This window comes from Labrys sp. F242, from assembly GCF_057813875.1.
Window position 1 is genome coordinate 2229733 of the sequence record NZ_JBVASG010000001.1, and the last position, 17816, is coordinate 2247548.

Here is a 17816-nt window from a genome sequence, read left to right on the forward strand (position 1 = left end):
CCAGAAGGACCCACCGATGACCGGCAGCCTCAATCGGCGCCAGCTCCTTGCCGGGCTCGGTGTCAGCCTGACCAGTCTTGCTCTCGCCCGCCCCACGGCGGCGGCCTCGGGATTGACCTTGACGGCGGCTGCAGGCGAACTCGCCTTGCCGGGCGGCGCGAGACCGACCCGGACGCAATGTTTCGATGCCTCGACCCCGGGGCCCCTTCTGCGCGTGAAACGCAACCAGGCCGTGACCGTGCGCTTCGCCAACCGTCTCGAAGCCCCTTCGACAATCCACTGGCATGGCATACGCCTCGCCAACGCCATGGACGGCGTCCCTGCGCTGACGCAACAGGCGGTGAAGCCGGGTGACGGTTTCGACTATGCGTTCACGCCGCCGGATGCCGGTACCTTCTGGTACCATCCGCCCGCTTTCGGGCCGTCCCTGTCCCAATGCGAGGCCGGGCTCTATGGCGTTCTCGTCGTCGATGAAGACGAACCTCCCAAGGTCGACCGTGATCTGATTCTCGTCATCGACGACTGGCATATCGGCCCCGACGGGCAGATCCTGCCGGCAACGCACAGCGCCGGTGGCAAGTCCATCATCACGGTGAATTCGAAAGCGGCCGAAACGATCAGCCTTGCTCCCAATGAGAGGCTGCGCCTGCGCATCGTCAACGTCGCCATGACGCGCATCGCCAAACTGGCTCTGGCCGGCTTTGGGGCTAGTATCATCGCCATCGACGGCCACCCCGTCGACACGCCCTTTGCTCCCAATCACGGCCGGATCGATCTGCCGCCCGGTGGTCGTGTCGATATTGCGGTCGACGGCACGCTTGCAGCGGGGAGCGAGGCCGGCATCGCGCTCGACCATGACGGTGAAGTCGTCGTTCTCGCCCACCTCGCAGCGAGCGGCGCGGCGCCGCTTCGTCCGGCTCCCTTGCCCCCCTTGACGCTCCCACGTCCCGATCTGCCCGCTGCCTTGGCCCTGCAGAAGGCCAAGCGCGTTGCCGTGCCCCTGCCCGGCCGTGCCGGCGGCCAGGTTCTGCCAGACAGGCCTTTGTTCTCGGTCAAGCGCGGCAGCCTCGTCGATCTGGCACTCTCGAACAAGACGCGCGTCGACCAGGTCGTGCATGTGCACGGCCACGCCATGCGCGTCCTGCATCCCTTTGACGATGAGTGGCAGCCCTATTGGGTCGACACGGTCGCGATCGGCCCGGGAGAGACCGTCCATACGGTGTTCCTGGCGGACAATTCCGGCAAATGGCTTCTGCAGGGCCGCCCCTGCGGCCCTGCCCAGGAGGCTCTCGTGACCTGGTTCGAAGTGATCTGAACTCTGGCACCCGCGTCTGGTCATGGTGCAGGGGGCTCCTGACGACCCCTCCCGACGCTTTCGTCGCGGTTCATGTCGGCCAGCGCATCGCGCATCGATGCACTGGAGATGCCGAAGAATCCGCCATAGGGAATCTTCAGGTCGACGATGACGAACATGACGCTCGATACACAAACGACGCCAATGGCGAGCACGACCTTGCTCAACAGCCGGTGCGCGATCTGCAGGCCGAAGCTGAGAAAGACGAGCGCCAGCCAGAAGGCGATGATCAGAGTGAAGAATACGCCGGACGGGGCGTGCGTATCCTCGATGACAGCCCAGCGTCCCGTCAGCGCTGCGCGGTAGTCGAGTTGGCATCGCGCGGCGATGTTCTTGCTGACGCTGTCCGTGGGTTCGAAGGAATCGATCGCCAGACCGATCTGGTTCATTACGCCGGCAAGAACCTTATCCTCCCCTCTGAGCGGCATGTCCTTGGTATCGAGCATGGTCTTGACCTGCGGCGCCGGCTCATCGGGCCAGGTGCTGGCGATCACCGCGGCAGTGTAGCGATGCAGCAGTTGCCGCGCCGGTTCCATCCGCGGAGAGAGGTCGCGCAGGCATTGATCGAGACTCGCCAAATGCGCCGCATAGGTCGAGCGGTCCTTGCTGGCCGCATCGAAATTGGCTCGGGAGGTGGAGAGTTGCAAACTCAGGATCAGGGCAGCGAAGGACACCAGCAGGCCCGTCACCAGCCGCACCGTCTCCATATTCTCCTTAGAGAGATGCTCCTCATGCAGACGTTTCCGCAGGATCACCCCGCCGATGGCGCTCAAGCTGAAAAGCACCAGGAAACTCAGTCCGTAGATTTCTTCCATGCCCGGGAACCGCCATGTTTTTCTTGTCTCGGCAGTATCGCTCAGCGTGCGTGACCTGGGTGTCACACCGAAATCGGAACCTGCGATCTCCTGCTGCAGGTCGCTTTACCGGAACACGCGCCTCACCAAGCAAAGAACCAGTCGCTCCGATACAATCAGACCCGGACCCCTTCACGACAGGGCGGCGAGTGCCTTGGGCAGCATCGCCGGCAGATCGTCGGCGGTGAGGCCCGGCCCGAACAGATTGGCCGCTTCCCCATGCAGCCAGACCCCGGCGCTGGCGGCTTCGAAGGCTGGCATCGATTGGGCGAGCAGCCCGCCGATCAGGCCCGAGAGCACGTCGCCGGAGCCCGCCGTCGCCAGGGTCGGCGGCGCATTGGCGTTGATGGCGGCCCGTCCGTCGGGCGCCGCAATCACGGTGTCGGCCCCCTTCAGCACGATCACCGCGCCGGTTGCCTCGGCGGCCGCGCGGGCCCGGTCGAGCTTGGCCGCATGTTTTCCGGCGATGTCGTCGAAGACGCGCGCGAACTCACCCTCATGCGGCGTGAGAACGACCGGCCCGAGCGCGGCCCGCAGCGTGGCGATGAAGTGAATGCGCTCGGCGGCAAAGGCGGAGAGTGCCCCGGCATCGATCAGCACGGAACGCGAGGAGGTAAGCACCATGTCGACCTTGGCGCGGGTCTCCTCGTCCGGCGGCAGCGCCGGTCCCACCACGAAAGCATTGCGCCTGATATCCTCCAGCATGATGGCGAGGCCTTCCGGGCCATCGCAGCGCCGCACCATGATGGCATCGAGCGAGGCGGCATGGATGCCGAGGGCCTCGGAAGGGCTGGCGACCGTGACGAGCCCCGCGCCGGCGCGCAATCCAGCCTTGGCCGCCAGGCGTGCCGCCCCCGTCCCTTCGATGCCGGCGGACAGGACGACGAGGTGCCCCCGCGCATATTTATGCCCCGCCGGTTCGAGACGCGGGAAACAGGGCTGCCACAAAGCGGGCTTGTTGACGAACGTCCGGGGCCGGATGGTTGCCAACACGTCGTCCGCAATGCCGATATCCGCAACCCGAATGGCGCCGCAATGCAGTTTGCCCGGCAGGAGCAGGTGCCCAGGCTTGCGCCGGAAGAAGGTCACGGTCTCGCGCGCCTTGACGGCCACGCCGCGGATCTGGCCGGTTGCGCCATCGATGCCGGACGGCAGGTCCACTGCAATGACCTGCAGGCCAGAGGCATTGATACGCTCGACCAGCGTAGCGAGCGGGCCGCCTATGTCGCGAGAGAGCCCGGCGCCGAGCAACGCGTCGATGATGATTCCTTCCCTGGGAAGCGACAATGTCAGGGCATCTTCGACGGGCTGTCCCCATTTCTCCGCGGCATAGGCGACTTCTCCCCCCAGCATCGACACAGGTCCCAGCAGGCCGAGTCTGACCCGATAGCCTCTTTCGCGCAGGATGCGGGCGGCAACGAAACCATCGCCTCCATTCAGGCCCGTGCCGCACAAAACCAGGATCGGTGTGTTGAAAGGATGCCTTGCCGCAGCGTCGGCCACCGCTCGCCCGGCCCGTTCCAGCAACTGGTCGGCGGTCATGGCCTCGGCAATGGCGAGGCGATCAGCATCGGCCATTTCGGACGGGGTCAGCAACTCGATCAAGACATCCTCCAAACCTTCACCGACATGCGCTACCTCGTCGCATTCGGTGGAAAAAATGCGATCGCCGCCGCCGTGTGCCGAAAATTACCCTCTTAGGCCGCATATTTTATTGGCAGGCCGCCGAAAAATTGTGCAGTCTTTCGGTACCGCTTGCCCATTTTTCAGCACCTAACGCCTCAACACCTTGAAGATAAAAGAAAATTTTCCTGTTGGCGGTTTGGCATGCGACCTGCTACCAGCAAGAAGGTTTCTGCGCACTATGTGCTGAAATCGAGGAGACCCCATGAAGAAAATTGAAGCCATCATCAAGCCCTTCAAGTTGGACGAGGTGAAGGAAGCGCTGCAGGAGGTCGGCCTGCAGGGCATTACGGTGACGGAAGCAAAGGGATTCGGGCGGCAGAAAGGCCACACCGAACTCTATCGCGGCGCCGAATATGTCGTCGATTTTCTTCCGAAGGTGAAGATCGAGGTTGTGGTGCCGGACGAGCGTGTCGAGCGCGCCATCGACGCCATCCGCAAGGCCGCCCAGACGGGTCGGATCGGCGATGGCAAGATCTTCGTCCTCAACATCGAAGAAGCCATCCGCATCCGTACCGGCGAGAGCGGCCTCGACGCCATCTAGAGCAAAGCGCGTTCGTGACTGAACGCTTGTTTGCTCTAACTCTTTGTTTCGACGCGTCTTTGCAATTTCAGGTGATTCCGTCCAATCGCAAAACGCTCTGGCAATCAGCGAGCCCAGCTCGCGCCTCAAAAAGATTGTGCCCAAACGAACGAAAGGTTTGCACACGATGAAGACCGCCAAGGATGTCCTGAAGGCGATCAAGGACAACGACGTCAAATATGTCGACTTCCGCTTCACCGACCCGCGTGGCAAGTGGCAGCACGTGACCTTCGACGTATCCCTGGTGGATGAGGAGATCTTCACGGAAGGCACGATGTTCGACGGTTCCTCGATCGCCGGCTGGAAAGCGATCAATGAATCCGACATGTGCCTGATGCCTGACCCCACCACCGCCACCATGGATCCCTTCTTCTCCGCAGCGACGATGTCGATCACCTGCGACGTGGTCGAGCCGTCCACGGGCGAAGGCTACAGCCGCGATCCGCGCGGCATCGCCAAGCGCGCCGAAGCCTATCTGAAGTCGACCGGCATCGGCGACGTCGCCTATTTCGGCCCGGAAGCCGAATTCTTCGTGTTCGACGACGTCCGCTTCAAGGCCGATCCCTACAACACCGGCTTCAAGCTCGACTCGACCGAACTGCCGACGAATTTCGACACCGAATATGAGGGCGGCAATCTCGGCCACCGCATCAACACCAAGGGCGGCTACTTCCCGGTTCCCCCGCTCGATTCGGCGCAGGACATGCGCTCGGAAATGCTGGCTGCCATGCAGCAGATGGGCGTCGTGGTCGAGAAGCATCACCACGAGGTCGCGTCCGCCCAGCATGAGCTCGGCATGAAGTTCGGCACGCTGGTGACGATGGCCGACCACCTGCAGATCTACAAATACGCCATCCACAACGTCGCCCACACCTATGGCAAGACGGCGACCTTCATGCCCAAGCCCGTCTTCGGCGACAATGGCTCGGGCATGCATGTGCACCAGTCGATCTGGAAGGACGGCAAGCCGGTGTTCGCCGGCAACAAATATGCCGACCTCTCCGAGACCTGCCTCCATTACATCGGCGGCATCATCAAGCACGCCAAGTCGCTGAACGCCTTCACCAACCCGGCGACCAATTCCTACAAGCGCCTGGTCCCCGGCTACGAGGCGCCGGTGCTGCTGGCCTATTCGGCCCGCAACCGCTCGGCCTCCTGCCGCATTCCATACACCACCAACCCGAAGGCCAAGCGCGTCGAGGTTCGCTTCCCCGATCCGGCCGCGAACCCCTATCTCGCCTTCGCCGCCCTGTTCATGGCCGGCATGGACGGCATTCTCAACAAGATCGATCCGGGCCCGGCGATGGACAAGGACCTCTATGATCTGCCGCCCAAGGAGCTCAAGAAGATCCCGACCGTCTGCGGCTCGCTGCGCGAAGCCCTTTCCGCCCTCGACAAGGACCGCGAATACCTCAAGAAGGGCGGCGTGTTCACCGACGACTTCATCAACAGCTTCATCGAACTGAAGATGCAGGAAGTGATGCGCTTCGAGATGACGCCGCATCCGGTCGAATTCGAGATGTACTACTCGGTCTAAGAACTCAAAAACCATCCAGAGAGAACCGAGCGAGGGCCGGTGCAGCAATGCACCGGCCTTTCTTTTTTCGGCCTTGATGGCGGACATGAGCGGATGCCGCTCCGCCGTTGCCGGCAGCGAGAGGATTCAGACCTGCCAGGGGGACCTTCTGCAGGCGACCTGCGTTAGAGGGTTGGATCGAGGAACCGATCACTGCCCGACACCTATCGGAGGACAGCATGGAGCATCCCTACACCTTCGGTATCGAGGAGGAGTATTTCGTGTTCCAGCGCCAGACAGGCGCCGTCCAGGAAACCATGTCGCCCCAGTTCTTCGACGAGGCCCGGCAAGCACTGGGCAAGCACGTCACCCGCGAATTGCTGCAATCGCAGATCGAGATCGCCACGACGCCCTGCCGCAACATGCATGATGCCAGGCTGCAATTGGTGGGGTGCCGCCAGGCTTTGCAGGATCTCGCCTTCAAGCACGATCTCGGCATCCTGGCGGCGGGCACCCACCCTTCTGCCGAATGGTCCGAGCAGCACCCCACCCAGGCCTCGCGCTATGGCAAGGTGGCGCGTGACCTGCAGATGCTCGCGCGCCGCAAGATGATCTGCGGGATGCATGTGCATGTGGAGGTTCCCCAGGACCTGTCTCGGGTGGACCTCATGGGGCGCGCGCTACCCTACCTGCCGCTGCTGCTGGCGCTTTCCACCTCCTCGCCCTTTTGGCAGTCGCACCGGACCGGCCTGATGGGCTACCGTCAGAACATCTATGCCGAGTTGCCCCGCTCGGGCCTGCCCGACCTCTTCCAGAGCGAAGAAGACTATCAGACCTATGTCGACACGCTGATCAGCAATCGCATCATCGACGACGCCAGTTTCCTGTGGTGGGCAATAAGGCCCTCCGGCCATCTGCCCACACTGGAACTGCGGATCACCGATGTCTGCACCAATGTGGAAGACGCTCTCGCCATCGCCGCGCTCTATCGCAGCCTGGTGCGGCATCTCGCCCGCAAGCCGGACCTCAATCGCGGCCTGACGTCACCTGGGCGAGCCATCGTCGAAGAAAACAAATGGCGGGCGCAACGCTATGGCATTCACGGCTCGATCATTGATCTCAATAGCGGACAGGCGAGAAGCGCCGCCAATATGCTGACGGAACTGCTTGATCTCGTCTGGGAAGATGCCGAACTGCTCGGTTGCAGCGAAGAGCTGGCAACAGCACAGATGATTCTGCGCAACGGCACCAGCGCCGATGGACAATTGGCCGTCTATGAAGAGCGCATCGCTGCCGGCGCGACGGCTGACGAAGCCATCCACGCCGTGGTCGATTGGCTCGCCAACAAGACTGCAGCGCCGCTCGCCGCGGGCCTCGCAGCCGGCGGCTGACTGGCCGGTTGCGTTTCGATCCGCTTCTGCTAGGTCAAGAAGATGAGCGGTCTCCGGGCTTTGCGGCCCGGCTGACCGCCGCGTTCGAGCGTGATACGGGGGAGGCCATGACTGTCACCATAGACGGACGACGTATGACGGGTGCCAAGGTCGTCCGTGTCGCGCGCTCCCAGAAGGCAGGCCGGTTCGAGAAGGCCGGCATCGAGGCCAAGGCCCGCGCCGCGGTGGGTACTGCACGCGACTATATCGACGCCAACTGGCTGAACGACCAGGCCCCGCTGATGTACGCCTTCAACACCGGCGTCGGCCTGTTCAAGGAAGTGCGCATCCCCATCGCCAACATGGCGCATTACCAGGACCAGACCATTCGCGCCCATGCCACCGGCATCGGAGAGCCCTTCGCGCGCGAGATCGTGCGGGCCACCATGCTGCTGCGCGCCAATGCCTTTGCCTCCGCCTATTCGGGTGCGACACTGCCGCTGATGGATCGTCTGGTCGGCTTCCTCAATGCCGGCCTGCATCCGGTGATCCCTTCCAAGGGTTCGGTTGGCGCCTCTGGCGACCTCGCCCCCCTCGCCTATCTCGCTGGCGCCATTCGCGGCTTCGAGGACGTCCAGGTCGAATATAAGGGCAAGATCTATCCAGCGCCGGAAGCCGCGCGCCGGGCCGGCTTCGAACCCGAATACAAGATGGGGGCCAAGGAAGCCTCGGCCATCATCAATGGCTCCACCGTGTCGCTGGCCATCGCGGCCCTCGCCCAGGAGGATGCCAAGCGTATCCTCAAACATGCCGACATCGCGCTTGCCTTGACGCTGGAGGCCCTGCGCGGCGAGTTGGTGGCCTTTGATCCGCGCGTACACGCAGCACGCCCGCATCGCGGCCAGGCACGCACCGCCCGTAACCTCCTGCGCATCGCCGGCGATTCCAAGCGTTGTTCGGAAGGCGCCCGCGCCATCCTGTACCCCGACGAGACGCGCGATCCAGCCAAGCCCGTGCCGCCGCGCGTGCAGGATGTCTATTCGCTGCGCTGTGCCCCGCAGGTCCATGGCCCAGTCTTCGAGGCTCTTGCCTATGCTGACGGCATACTCGGGGTGGAAATGAATTCCGCCACCGACAACCCGCTGATGTTCGCCAACGACGACGGCAGCTACGTCTCGATCTCGGGCGGCCATTTCCACGGGGCCTATGTCGCCCAGGCCATGGATCTCCTCGCCATCGCGATGACTGATCTCGGCGCCATTTCCGAGCGTCGCCTCGCCCGTCTGATCGATCCGGTGATGAGCTATGGCCTGCCGCGCAACCTCCTCGCCGGCGAGCGCGGCCTCAACACCGGCTTTGCCACGGTACAATGCTCGATGTCCGCTTTGGTGATGGAAAATCGCGGCCTCGCCACGCCCGGCTCGGTCGACTCGATTCCTGGCAAGAGCAATGCGGAGGATCACGTCTCCAACTCAACCTGGTGCGCCCGCAAGGCCCGCACCATTGTCGAGAACGTCGAACAGATCGTCGCCGTCGAAATGCTGATGGCCGCCCAGGCGCTTTCGCTGGTTGCCGATCGCAGCAAGGGCTATCCGATCGGCAAGGGCTCGCAGGCGGCGCTCGAAGCGATCCGTGCAGAAATCACACCGGCCCTTGACGGCGACCGCTGGTACCACCACGAAATGCAATCCATACTCGATCTTGCCCGCAGCGGTCGCATCCTGGCCGCCGTTGAATCGGCAGTCGGTGTTCTGGAGTGAGGAGACCCCATGATTCTTGTCTGCGGCGAAGCCCTGATCGACTTCCTGCCTGTCAAAAGCGCTGATGGCCGGAACGCCTATCGGCCGGCTGTCGGCGGCAGCCCGTTCAATACGGCCATCGGCATCGGTCGGCTCGAGGGCGATGTCGGGTTCTGCGCCGCGCTGTCCACCGATTTCTTCGGCGAGGATCTCGCCGTTGCCCTGACCAAGTCGAAGGTCAATCAGCGCTATGTCGCCCGCTCGAAGCACTCGTCGATGCTTGCCTTCGTCTCCGTCGGCGAAGGCGAACCCGAATATGCCTTCATCGACGAAGCCTCGTCCAACCGTCTATTCTCCCCAGAGCGCGATGCTCCGTCGATCGGGCCGGAAGTCTCGATGATCTGGACGGGCTCGGTCGCCCTCATCAACGATCCCATCGCCTCGGCCTATGAGACGCTCTATTTCGCCAGCAAGGGCCAGCGCGTGCTCGGCATGGATCCAAACGTCCGGCCGACCGTGGTTGATGATGCCGTCGAATATCGCGCCCGCATGAAGCGCATGACGGAAGCCGCCGAGATCATCAAGATCTCCAAAGCCGATCTCAACTGGCTCTACCCCGGCATCGATCCCGCCGCCTGGGCGCGGGACCTGGTGGCCAAGGGCGCTCATTTCGTCGTGCTGACGGACGGTGGCAACGGCGCTGAAGGCTATGGCAGGGGTTTTGCCGTCAAGAGCCCCGTGGTCAGGGTCGAGAAGGTCGCCGATACGGTCGGCGCCGGCGACAGCTATTCCTCGGGCCTGCTCACCATCCTGCAGCGCCGCAACGTGGTTTCCATCGACACCGTGAAGAATCTCGACGAGGCCATTGCCCAGGAAGCCATGGACTATGCCGCAAGGACGGCGGCAATCACGGTTTCGCGCGAGGGCGCGGATCCGCCCTGGAACCACGAGATGGCCTGATCACAAAACGCCTAATGGCGGCATCAGCATTGATGCCGCTACTTCTCCAGTTCGGCTAATATTCTGTCGAAACGCCCGCTCTGCAGGCTGATCAGCGCGAGCAGTGGCAAAGCAAACAGCGCCAGATGCACATAGCCGCCGCGGATCAGCAGGAACTGGGCGATCAGCGTGCCTGCGTCGATCAAGAGCAGAAGCACGGCCGCCGCCAGGCTGGCCACGGGCACGAGCACCAGCAATGCGGCAAGAGCCTGCGTCGACGACAAGGTGACGCGCATCCAGGGTGCAAAGCCAAGCGCATCGAACTGACGGACCATGATCCGATGCCCCCACAGGGTGAGCAGTGCGGGCGTGAGGAAGATCAGCGCCACCAAGATACGCAACCCCCAGGTAACCAGGCCCTTGGTGCGGGATTCGGGAGAAGTCTCGGACGCCATTCGTGTACTCGCCAACAACGCCTTTGGCGCGGCTCAAGCACAATGACAGCGCTTGCAGACGTCCACGAGGCCCGGAATGAATAATCCCCCTGCTTCACCGTACTGGCAACCGTTAAAATTGCCCGGGGGCGTGTTCTGTACCCCTCGAAACGCCTCGGCCCGACCGTAGGCTGTGCCGGATCTCTACTTGCCGCGGCTGGGCAATAGCTACCGGCGGCTCCACACGCAGGTTTCATGACGCGGGTTGCATGCGTCTGCGCCAATCACGCGCTGCTGAGGGGTCAAGGGAAAAGCAATTAACTGCGTAGCGAGAACAGCGCGTTTCACCCTGCCCAACGTCATAATTCCGCAAGGACAGATACGTGTTTTTTAAAATAATCCACCGCGGCATTCCGTAGCGTGAAAAAATAGTACCGCGATAAAAACATACCCATCACATACAACTTTTGACCGTCTGGTAATTTGTTTCGATATATCGAATGGTTCTCATGTTAAAAATTTCTGGTAGGAGTGCCGGTGATGCAGATCCGGGACGAGCATAACCCGCGATGTCACCATAAACAGCGGATACTCAGCTGCGGCACAGGGGAAGATGTTGCCATCAGACATGCAGCATCCCCGGAGTATCCTTCTGGTTCGAGCCAACCAGGTTCATCTAGAGGGCAAGACTTCAGCCCAGGTCCTCTCATCACACGGGCGATCGTGATCTGTGAGATCAAGCTGGTTCGAGATGCCATGGTAAGGAATATTATCAATTCGAAATTATCTGTTTTGACAGAAGGCTATCAGGCCGCTGAAGACTGGAGACCAGATAATTCGGACGATTCTCCTATCGTTATAATATACTGGAAGAAAGATACCTCATTCTATCGCAATTTGCGGCATGCAATTGCCTCAATCGTTTCCAAATCTCCACGATCCCGCATAATTGTTGTTTCTGAACTTCTTGATGTCGATGTCATGAAGCAGGCCTACATTGCTGAGGCCAAGGCCTTCATTGGAGTGCAAGCCAGCTTCGATATGCTGCGATCGATCATTCAGCTGGTCATCATCGGGCAGTTGTACTTCCCATTTGAGCTATTGTCCGAAGGCAGGAACATACTGAGAAATTCGTCGATCGAGGCTGACGGTTCGGTTCTTACTGCCCGTCAAATCAAGATCGTTGAATACGTCACCAAAGGGATGTCCAACAAAGAGATCGCCGCTGAGCTCGGCCTGAAAGAACGCACGGTCAAGGCAAGCCTCCTACGCATCATGCGCAAGATCGGAGCGCGCAATCGCTCAGAGATTGCCTATAAATTGAGGAAACCATAGGTGCGGCAGGGTTTGGGGCACGCTGATCAAACACTCGTTCTACTATACACTGCGCAGCCGCGGCTGAGAGCGCCACGGCGCTTGCATTTCAAGGATCACATGTCGCGATCTCGGAGGCTCGGCTGTGGCCGCACTGGCAATCCCGGATGCACCATCCCGAAGATCGCGACACTGACCGGCACTTCGTGGCGGACGTTCGGACGACCCTAGACCGGACCCTTCCCTTTTCAGGGATTAAAATTGGCAATGAACCAATCAAGAAGCTCGAAGCCCCTGTCGAAAACGAGGCCGAGAACGACATGGAGGCCGAGAACGTACTTTGAATTCAGTGCCGTGAAAAATCACAGGATCAAACGACATCCGATGATTTCAAAGCAGGAATGCGAGTAAAATTAGATGGCTCGGGGACCTGGATTCGAACCAAGATTAACGGAGTCAGAGTCCGCTGTTCTACCGTTGAACTATCCCCGAACAATAGGCCTTTTAGGTCAATCACCTGGTTGGAATGTTGTCCAATTCCAACGAGTGCTTTCCAGTGGGTGGCCCCGTTCCGTTCGGGCTTCATATTGAAGTCGCTCCCGCATTGCAAGAGGTCTCGTCGATTTTCTGTGGCCACGGGATCGCTTTGCGCCGCCTATTCACCACCTCGATGAAAACGCCGCGGCTGGCGGCCGCTTTCCAGTCTTCCAAGCGTCGCCCGGATCCGAATCAAAGCGCGATCTCGCGGTCCCGTGTCGAAGATCTCACCTCCTGTTGAGAGCCAGGATGCCTGATACAGAAGACGAATCGTGCACAGTCGGCAGTACCCTGAAAGGCGCTCTCGGCCCATCGCAGATCGACGGCGAGGCGCAGCAGCACCGAAGAGGCCACGTCAGGTCCGAAAGAAAACAGGCGCCGCAACGGCGCCCCTGCCGATTGAAAATGGTTCAATAGCCATCGCCGTAATAGCGACGGTGGTGGTAGCCGCGATAGCCAAAGCCAAACCCGAACCGGGGTCGTCGATCGTCGTAATAGTAGTTGTTCGGATTCTGGCCGGGATGGCGACGCAGATAATGACTGAGTTTGCAGCCTCCATGGCTGGTCATCTTATACCCGGGCGGACATCCACCATGATACCGACCCTGGGTGACGCCGGAATCATCTTTGACCGGAGGCAGCACGAGGGGCACAGCAAACACCATCGACGGACCAGCAACGCCCATTGAAACCGCAAGACCTATCGATATCTAGCGTGTCATCGAGCTCTCCTTTCTGAATTTGTCTCGAACATACCCAATGATTAGAACCTCTCCTTAACGAAAAAATTCCATTTCTCTGAATTTCGACGAAGTGAGATTCCCAGGAAATACCAAAAAGCCCGCGTGAACCATGCCCGACGCGGTCTCTGCTCGACGAATTGGCGGCCCCCTGAACGACAGCGCGCATTTCCGTGAACCGGCATCGCCGCGCATGTCCCATAATACAGGCCTAGCCATCGGGGACCAAAGCGCGTTCCGGGCGTTATGGTACCACTACGCAGGCTCTTCCTCTTGGCGCCCACACAGGTCATAACTGATTGATTGGTGTGGCCAGTCTCGATCGAGTTGCCCATGAGCAGACATACCTCTCAACGACCGCCTCTGCGCTTGTCCCTTCTTCTTGCGAATGCGGTGAAGAGCTTGTGGCGTGGCCTCTTTCCAATCGCCTTCCTCAACAGTCTGCCGAGCCTGCCGACTCTCCTCGCCTTGACGGTGAACGGCGAAGTCTCGCAGACGCCGACGCTTGCCGATCTGGTGGCCCTGCCCGTCGCCGTGATCCTGCTGGTTTTTGCCCAGGGCGCCACCATCGCCGGCACGTACCGGTTGCTGCAGGGCGAGGATTTCGACCTGCTTCTTTCAGCGCGGCAAACCTGGCAAAGGCTTCCGACCCTGCTCGGCACCGCCTTTCTCAGCGGCATTCTCGTCCTGCTCGGCCTTGCTGCACTGGTGGTACCCGGCCTGATGGCAATTGCTCTGCTCTATCTCGCACTGCCGGCCTGCATGATCGAGCGCACCGACATGGTGGAGAGCCTGGAGCGCAGCGGGCAACTCACCCAGGGCTATCGCTGGTCCTTCCTCGGTCTCTTCATCCTGACGCTGCTGCCGACGATCGGGCTCGGTGCCGTCACCGGCGATCTCGCCTATGCACCCGCGAGCCTGATGCAGACGCTGGGTCAGGAGGCCGGCATGATTCTTTTTGGCATTCTCTCGGCGGTGACGGCGACGGCGGCCTTCGAGCGATTGCGTGAGATCCGCAGCATGCCGGAGGCAGCTCGGACCTTGCCGGAATGGGCCAGCGGCAAGACCTGAAAGGCTGCCCACTGCCATCTGCTAGGGCGGCTCATCCCAGAGGAAGGGGTGATCAGGCGGCAGCTTGGCATTGCTGATTCTATCCCACCAGTTCGAGGGCTTGCGGCCATTGCACCAGTAGGAATCGTAGATGGTGTCCACCTGCCAGCCCCACAGATGGGTCAGTCCCTTGAAATCCAGGGAATACATGATGTTCTTGGCCGTCGCCGAACCGGCGCTGTCTTGCTGGTGGCTGAGGCGGCAGGCGTGTCCCATTTCATGGAGCAGCAACGTCTTGGGATTGTCCTGGATCGGCTGCGGATCGACGATGACCCAGGGCAGCCACTCCTGGCGCAGGACTGTGTAACCGTTCGGCCCGCCATCGATATGGGCGAACACCACGACCAACCGCGTTTCATCCGGAATCGTGCCGAGGCTCTTCCTGAGAGCCGTGAGGCCATCAATGGGAGCCTCGCCCTGCATGGGCACATACACCGAGCCGCTGAAATCCAAGAGTCCACGTGCCACCCGGCCTTGCTCTTCGATTGCCTTGGCGGCAGCCTCGGTCTGCTTCTTGGCGACCTCGCCCTTCGCCTTCTTTTGCCTCGCAACCTGTTTGCCTACGGACTTGTCGAATTCGCGGGTGGCCTTGTCCTTCGTTGGCGCCAGTGCTGCCGGTTCGGTTTGCAGCGGCAGCATGTCGAGCGCCAGCGTATATTTGCGGAGGATTTCGTCGGCGCCCTTGAGCAGCACCCAGCTGTTGTTCCAAAGCGATACGTCGCGCCAGACATCCGCAGCCCAATAGACCTGTACGCGCACGCCCTTGCCGCCAAAGTCATGATATTGCTGGGGTTTGTTATCGATGTCGTTGGCAGGATCTTTGTTGAAGTCGAGAAAACTCGTCATTTGAGGGACTCTCGCGCCATCGTCACCACGGGCTGAGGAGGGCGTTGTTGACAGGATGGCACGGTATCGAAACGAGCGCCGCAACAGCGTTTGCGATGGGGCGAAATCACCCAGAATCGCAAAGATGCTCTAGCCAATCCCCGTTGGACTGACTTGGAAACAAAGAGTTAGAGCAAACAAGCGTTCACATTTGAACGCGTGCTGCTCCAAGGGAGATGGACCCGCAACAGGCTTGATTGGAGCACAAAAAGGGCGGGGCCGCCTCCTCTGAACTCGGGATGACGACCACGCTCCATCTGCCCATACTGTCTCGTCAGGCAGGCATCGCGGCCTTGCTGCGAGCCGCGCACGACGAACCGCGATCGCTCGGCCAAGCAGGCATGCTGCCTTCACGGAGAAGATCATGGCTACACCGCTTGAAACCAAGCCTGCCAAGCTGGCTCCCATTCCGCGCGGCCGTCCCTATCGTGTGAAGGATGGCGACGATTGGCTTTCCGTTGCCAGGGCGCATGGCATCAACGTGCAATATCTGATCAGCTACAATTTCGACACGCTCAACACACGCGAGGTGAACTGGTATCTGCGCCACCGCGTTGGCTGCGTCGTGCCGAGCTCGAAGGGCTGGAACTGGCGATTCAGCAGCGGCGCCAATCCGGGAATCATCATGATTCCCCCAGATGACGGCCAACTCGTCCTCAAGATAAACAGCTTCACCTATTCGATTGCCACCATGAGCTGGATCGACCCGCGCTCCGGCCTGCCGGAGCACGATGCCGGCAGCCCGGGTGAACTCGTCGATCGCAAGCTCATCCTCGGCAGCAGCGGCTATCGCTTCGCCAATTTTCTCGAAGCCACCATCGAGAGCACCGACACCTCCTCCAAGGCGATCAGGCTGCTCCATCGCGTCGCCTACGAGAAGGATACAGGCCTCTACCGCTCGCCATCCTTTCTCGGCTTTCCCTCCTATCCCTATCCGATCAAGCTGGAGGAGCCGCAATATATCGATGAGGGCGTGGTGTTCCGCCAGACCGTCGGCGCCCGCACCCAGAGCGCCGAACTCGCTGCGGGCGTGGCACCTGCGCCCATCGGCTTCGTCGCCGGCAAGATCCTGCAGAAAGTCATGAATTTCCCGCCGATCTGGACGGAACTGAAGCTGACGATTCGCTATGACGGGACCTATGAAGGCGAACTGGTCGCCCACAGCCTCTACCCGAGCTGTTCCTATTACGAGCGCTCGCCCCTCATGTGCCTCAATCTCGGCCCCAAGCCCGAAGCCTGCGAGGCCTATGAGCGCAAATATGAATATGACGGCCTGCCGAATTTCGCCCGCTGGTTCGAACAGGACAAAGGCTGGGGTGCCAAGAGCGGCTACATGCCCGCCGACGGCAACCCGTGGGGTGTCACGGCGCCCGATCCGGACGTGCTCTTCGGCGAGCAGCCCCCGGACCCGAACGAGGAAGTACGGCGCCCGCACCAATATCCGCCCGAGACCTGGCGCCCTCCCAGCCGCTGAAACGACATTCTCCAGAGCAAAGCGCGTTTAGACGGAAACGCTGTTCTGCTCTAGCTCCTTGATTCGACGCGTCTTTGCGATGCTTGGTGATTCCACCAAATCGCAAAACGCTCTCGGCGGGGACCGCGACGGCGACTTTCGAGCGATTGCACGAGATCAGCGGCCCGCCGGAGGATACTCGGCCCTTGCCGGAATGAGCCAGCGGCAAGACCTCAGAGGTCACCTGCAAGCGCGCTCCCCTGTATCGCGGTCTTGAAATCCTTGGCAGGACGCGGAGCTTCTGTTCGTCAGGAAACAGATGAATACCCCTTCGCCGGGGTATACTTTGCAAGGCAGATGTGAACAGCTTCGTTTCCGCTTCCGACAATCTGCCCCTTCACTTGCCCGATCGAAACGACTCAGCACTTGTATTGAAGCGCAGATGCTTGCTTTTCAAATGCAAGTCATCGGCATGACATATCGTCGATATGGGCCGGCACAGTACTCAGGCTCCGAACGCCATCAAACAGGATGCGCTCTCATGACCAACTACAGTCAAGGCACCGGCTCCGGTGATTTCAACATCGGCGCCTTGATCAGCGAAAGCTTTGCCGTTCTCCACCGCGCCTTGCCGCGATTTCTGGCGCTGGGCCTGATTCCCATCATTCCCCTGATCATCTCGACCCTGGTCATCGGCGTGCCGACACCAGACAATCCGCTTCCGAATGTCAGTGCCTTCGTCGTGCTGCTGCTGATCTACATCGCCCTGCTCTTCGTCATTCAGGGCGGCATGATCTACGGCGCGTTCAACGAATTGCGCGGGCAGACCTTTTCGGTCGGAGAGGCCCTCTCCAAAGGGATGGCGCGCTTCCTGCCGCTGCTGGGCCTCTCGATCCTGGTCGGCCTTGCGGTCACGATCGGATTGGTACTGCTTGTCGTACCGGGCCTATGGCTTATCTGCATGCTTTATGCCGCCGTCGCGGTCTGTGTCGTTGAACAGCGCGGCGTGACGGATAGCATGTCCCGCAGCAGCGAACTCACCTCGGGCTTTCGCTGGCAGATCCTCGGCCTCGTATTGATTGTCGGCATCGCTGGCTGGATCGTCTCCATGATCATCGAGTATGTCGGTGGCAGCCTCGGTGGCCCGGTCTTCGGTGCCTTGCTGGGCAATCTCATCCAGATCTATCTGATTGCTCTTGGCAGCGTGCTTAGCGCCCTGGTCTATTACCGCCTGCGCTCGATCAAGGAAGGCGTCGACATCGACAGGCTCGCCACCGTCTTCGATTGAAGACCCTTGTTCTGGAA

At 60.9% G+C, this 17816-nt stretch carries 14 protein-coding genes and 1 tRNA gene; 10 read left to right on the forward strand and 5 right to left on the reverse strand.

Translation table 11 applies throughout. The features are described 5' to 3' along the window. The first annotated feature begins 16 nt into the window (after positions 1 to 16). Complete coding sequence (locus tag ACZYTC_RS10530) at positions 17 to 1315, forward strand: multicopper oxidase family protein (protein ID WP_488989560.1); 1299 nt, start codon at positions 17 to 19, stop codon at positions 1313 to 1315. Positions 1316 to 1335: 20 nt separating this feature from the next. Here ACZYTC_RS10530 and ACZYTC_RS10535 read toward each other — a convergent pair whose 3' ends face one another. Both ACZYTC_RS10535 and ACZYTC_RS10540 read right to left on the reverse strand, forming a co-directional pair. Beyond that, complete coding sequence (locus tag ACZYTC_RS10535) at positions 1336 to 2127, reverse strand: bestrophin-like domain (protein ID WP_488989561.1); 792 nt, start codon at positions 2125 to 2127, stop codon at positions 1336 to 1338. 213 nt (positions 2128 to 2340) lie between these two features. Next, a complete protein-coding gene (locus tag ACZYTC_RS10540; protein ID WP_488989994.1) occupies positions 2341 to 3810 on the reverse strand; it encodes an NAD(P)H-hydrate dehydratase in 1470 nt (489 codons plus the stop codon). 286 nt (positions 3811 to 4096) lie between these two features. On the opposite strand from ACZYTC_RS10540, the gene ACZYTC_RS10545 reads away from it, so the two are divergent. The 5 genes from ACZYTC_RS10545 (at position 4097) to ACZYTC_RS10565 (ending at position 10059) form a co-directional block, all read left to right on the forward strand. Continuing rightward, positions 4097 to 4435 (forward strand): P-II family nitrogen regulator, encoded by a 339-nt coding sequence (locus ACZYTC_RS10545; protein WP_068296275.1) that lies wholly within the window; start codon positions 4097 to 4099, stop codon positions 4433 to 4435. Positions 4436 to 4601: 166 nt separating this feature from the next. Continuing rightward, positions 4602 to 6011, forward strand: a complete 1410-nt coding sequence (gene glnA / locus ACZYTC_RS10550; RefSeq protein WP_434956126.1) for a type I glutamate--ammonia ligase — start codon at positions 4602 to 4604, stop codon at positions 6009 to 6011. 218 nt (positions 6012 to 6229) lie between these two features. Next, the gene (locus ACZYTC_RS10555) at positions 6230 to 7381 is read left to right on the forward strand and encodes a carboxylate-amine ligase (protein WP_488989562.1); all 1152 of its coding nucleotides are present in this window, start codon (positions 6230 to 6232) and stop codon (positions 7379 to 7381) included. A 107-nt stretch (positions 7382 to 7488) separates the two neighbouring features. Beyond that, a complete protein-coding gene (locus ACZYTC_RS10560; RefSeq protein ID WP_488989563.1) occupies positions 7489 to 9120 on the forward strand; it encodes an HAL/PAL/TAL family ammonia-lyase in 1632 nt (543 codons plus the stop codon). A gap of 9 nt (positions 9121 to 9129) precedes the next feature. Next, positions 9130 to 10059, forward strand: a complete 930-nt coding sequence (locus ACZYTC_RS10565; RefSeq protein WP_441772451.1) for a carbohydrate kinase family protein — start codon at positions 9130 to 9132, stop codon at positions 10057 to 10059. 38 nt (positions 10060 to 10097) lie between these two features. Here the strand turns inward: ACZYTC_RS10565 and ACZYTC_RS10570 are convergent, their stop codons facing one another. Beyond that, complete coding sequence (locus tag ACZYTC_RS10570; RefSeq protein WP_488989564.1) at positions 10098 to 10493, reverse strand: hypothetical protein; 396 nt, start codon at positions 10491 to 10493, stop codon at positions 10098 to 10100. A gap of 519 nt (positions 10494 to 11012) precedes the next feature. On the opposite strand from ACZYTC_RS10570, the gene ACZYTC_RS10575 reads away from it, so the two are divergent. Beyond that, a complete protein-coding gene (locus ACZYTC_RS10575; protein ID WP_488989565.1) occupies positions 11013 to 11807 on the forward strand; it encodes a helix-turn-helix transcriptional regulator in 795 nt (264 codons plus the stop codon). 397 nt (positions 11808 to 12204) lie between these two features. Here the strand turns inward: ACZYTC_RS10575 and ACZYTC_RS10580 are convergent. Continuing rightward, positions 12205 to 12278 (reverse strand) — tRNA-Gln (locus ACZYTC_RS10580). 1118 nt (positions 12279 to 13396) lie between these two features. Between ACZYTC_RS10580 and ACZYTC_RS10585 the strand changes: the two genes are divergently transcribed. Continuing rightward, a complete protein-coding gene (locus tag ACZYTC_RS10585; protein WP_434956119.1) occupies positions 13397 to 14134 on the forward strand; it encodes a hypothetical protein in 738 nt (245 codons plus the stop codon). A 21-nt stretch (positions 14135 to 14155) separates the two neighbouring features. Here ACZYTC_RS10585 and ACZYTC_RS10590 read toward each other — a convergent pair whose 3' ends face one another. Continuing rightward, positions 14156 to 15019, reverse strand: coding sequence for a hypothetical protein (locus ACZYTC_RS10590; protein WP_434956118.1), 864 nt, complete (start codon positions 15017 to 15019; stop codon positions 14156 to 14158). A gap of 403 nt (positions 15020 to 15422) precedes the next feature. Between ACZYTC_RS10590 and ACZYTC_RS10595 the strand changes: the two genes are divergently transcribed. Then, positions 15423 to 16532 (forward strand): hypothetical protein, encoded by a 1110-nt coding sequence (locus ACZYTC_RS10595; RefSeq protein ID WP_434956117.1) that lies wholly within the window; start codon positions 15423 to 15425, stop codon positions 16530 to 16532. 520 nt (positions 16533 to 17052) lie between these two features. Further along, positions 17053 to 17799, forward strand: a complete 747-nt coding sequence (locus ACZYTC_RS10600; RefSeq protein WP_434956116.1) for a DUF7847 domain-containing protein — start codon at positions 17053 to 17055, stop codon at positions 17797 to 17799. Positions 17800 to 17816: the final 17 nt, after the last annotated feature.

What these genes read in the sequence shown, in the direction of transcription:
- ACZYTC_RS10530 (WP_488989560.1), top strand. Translation starts at nt 17, where the DNA reads ATGACCGGCAGCCTCAATCGGCGCCAGCTCCTTGCCGGGCTCGGTGTC.
- ACZYTC_RS10545 (WP_068296275.1), top strand. Translation starts at nt 4,097, where the DNA reads ATGAAGAAAATTGAAGCCATCATCAAGCCCTTCAAGTTGGACGAGGTG.
- glnA (WP_434956126.1), top strand. Translation starts at nt 4,602, where the DNA reads ATGAAGACCGCCAAGGATGTCCTGAAGGCGATCAAGGACAACGACGTC.
- ACZYTC_RS10555 (WP_488989562.1), top strand. Translation starts at nt 6,230, where the DNA reads ATGGAGCATCCCTACACCTTCGGTATCGAGGAGGAGTATTTCGTGTTC.
- ACZYTC_RS10560 (WP_488989563.1), top strand. Translation starts at nt 7,489, where the DNA reads ATGACTGTCACCATAGACGGACGACGTATGACGGGTGCCAAGGTCGTC.
- ACZYTC_RS10565 (WP_441772451.1), top strand. Translation starts at nt 9,130, where the DNA reads ATGATTCTTGTCTGCGGCGAAGCCCTGATCGACTTCCTGCCTGTCAAA.
- ACZYTC_RS10570 (WP_488989564.1), bottom strand. Translation starts at nt 10,493, where the DNA reads ATGGCGTCCGAGACTTCTCCCGAATCCCGCACCAAGGGCCTGGTTACC.
- ACZYTC_RS10575 (WP_488989565.1), top strand. Translation starts at nt 11,013, where the DNA reads ATGCAGATCCGGGACGAGCATAACCCGCGATGTCACCATAAACAGCGG.
- ACZYTC_RS10585 (WP_434956119.1), top strand. Translation starts at nt 13,397, where the DNA reads ATGAGCAGACATACCTCTCAACGACCGCCTCTGCGCTTGTCCCTTCTT.
- ACZYTC_RS10590 (WP_434956118.1), bottom strand. Translation starts at nt 15,019, where the DNA reads ATGACGAGTTTTCTCGACTTCAACAAAGATCCTGCCAACGACATCGAT.
- ACZYTC_RS10595 (WP_434956117.1), top strand. Translation starts at nt 15,423, where the DNA reads ATGGCTACACCGCTTGAAACCAAGCCTGCCAAGCTGGCTCCCATTCCG.
- ACZYTC_RS10600 (WP_434956116.1), top strand. Translation starts at nt 17,053, where the DNA reads ATGACCAACTACAGTCAAGGCACCGGCTCCGGTGATTTCAACATCGGC.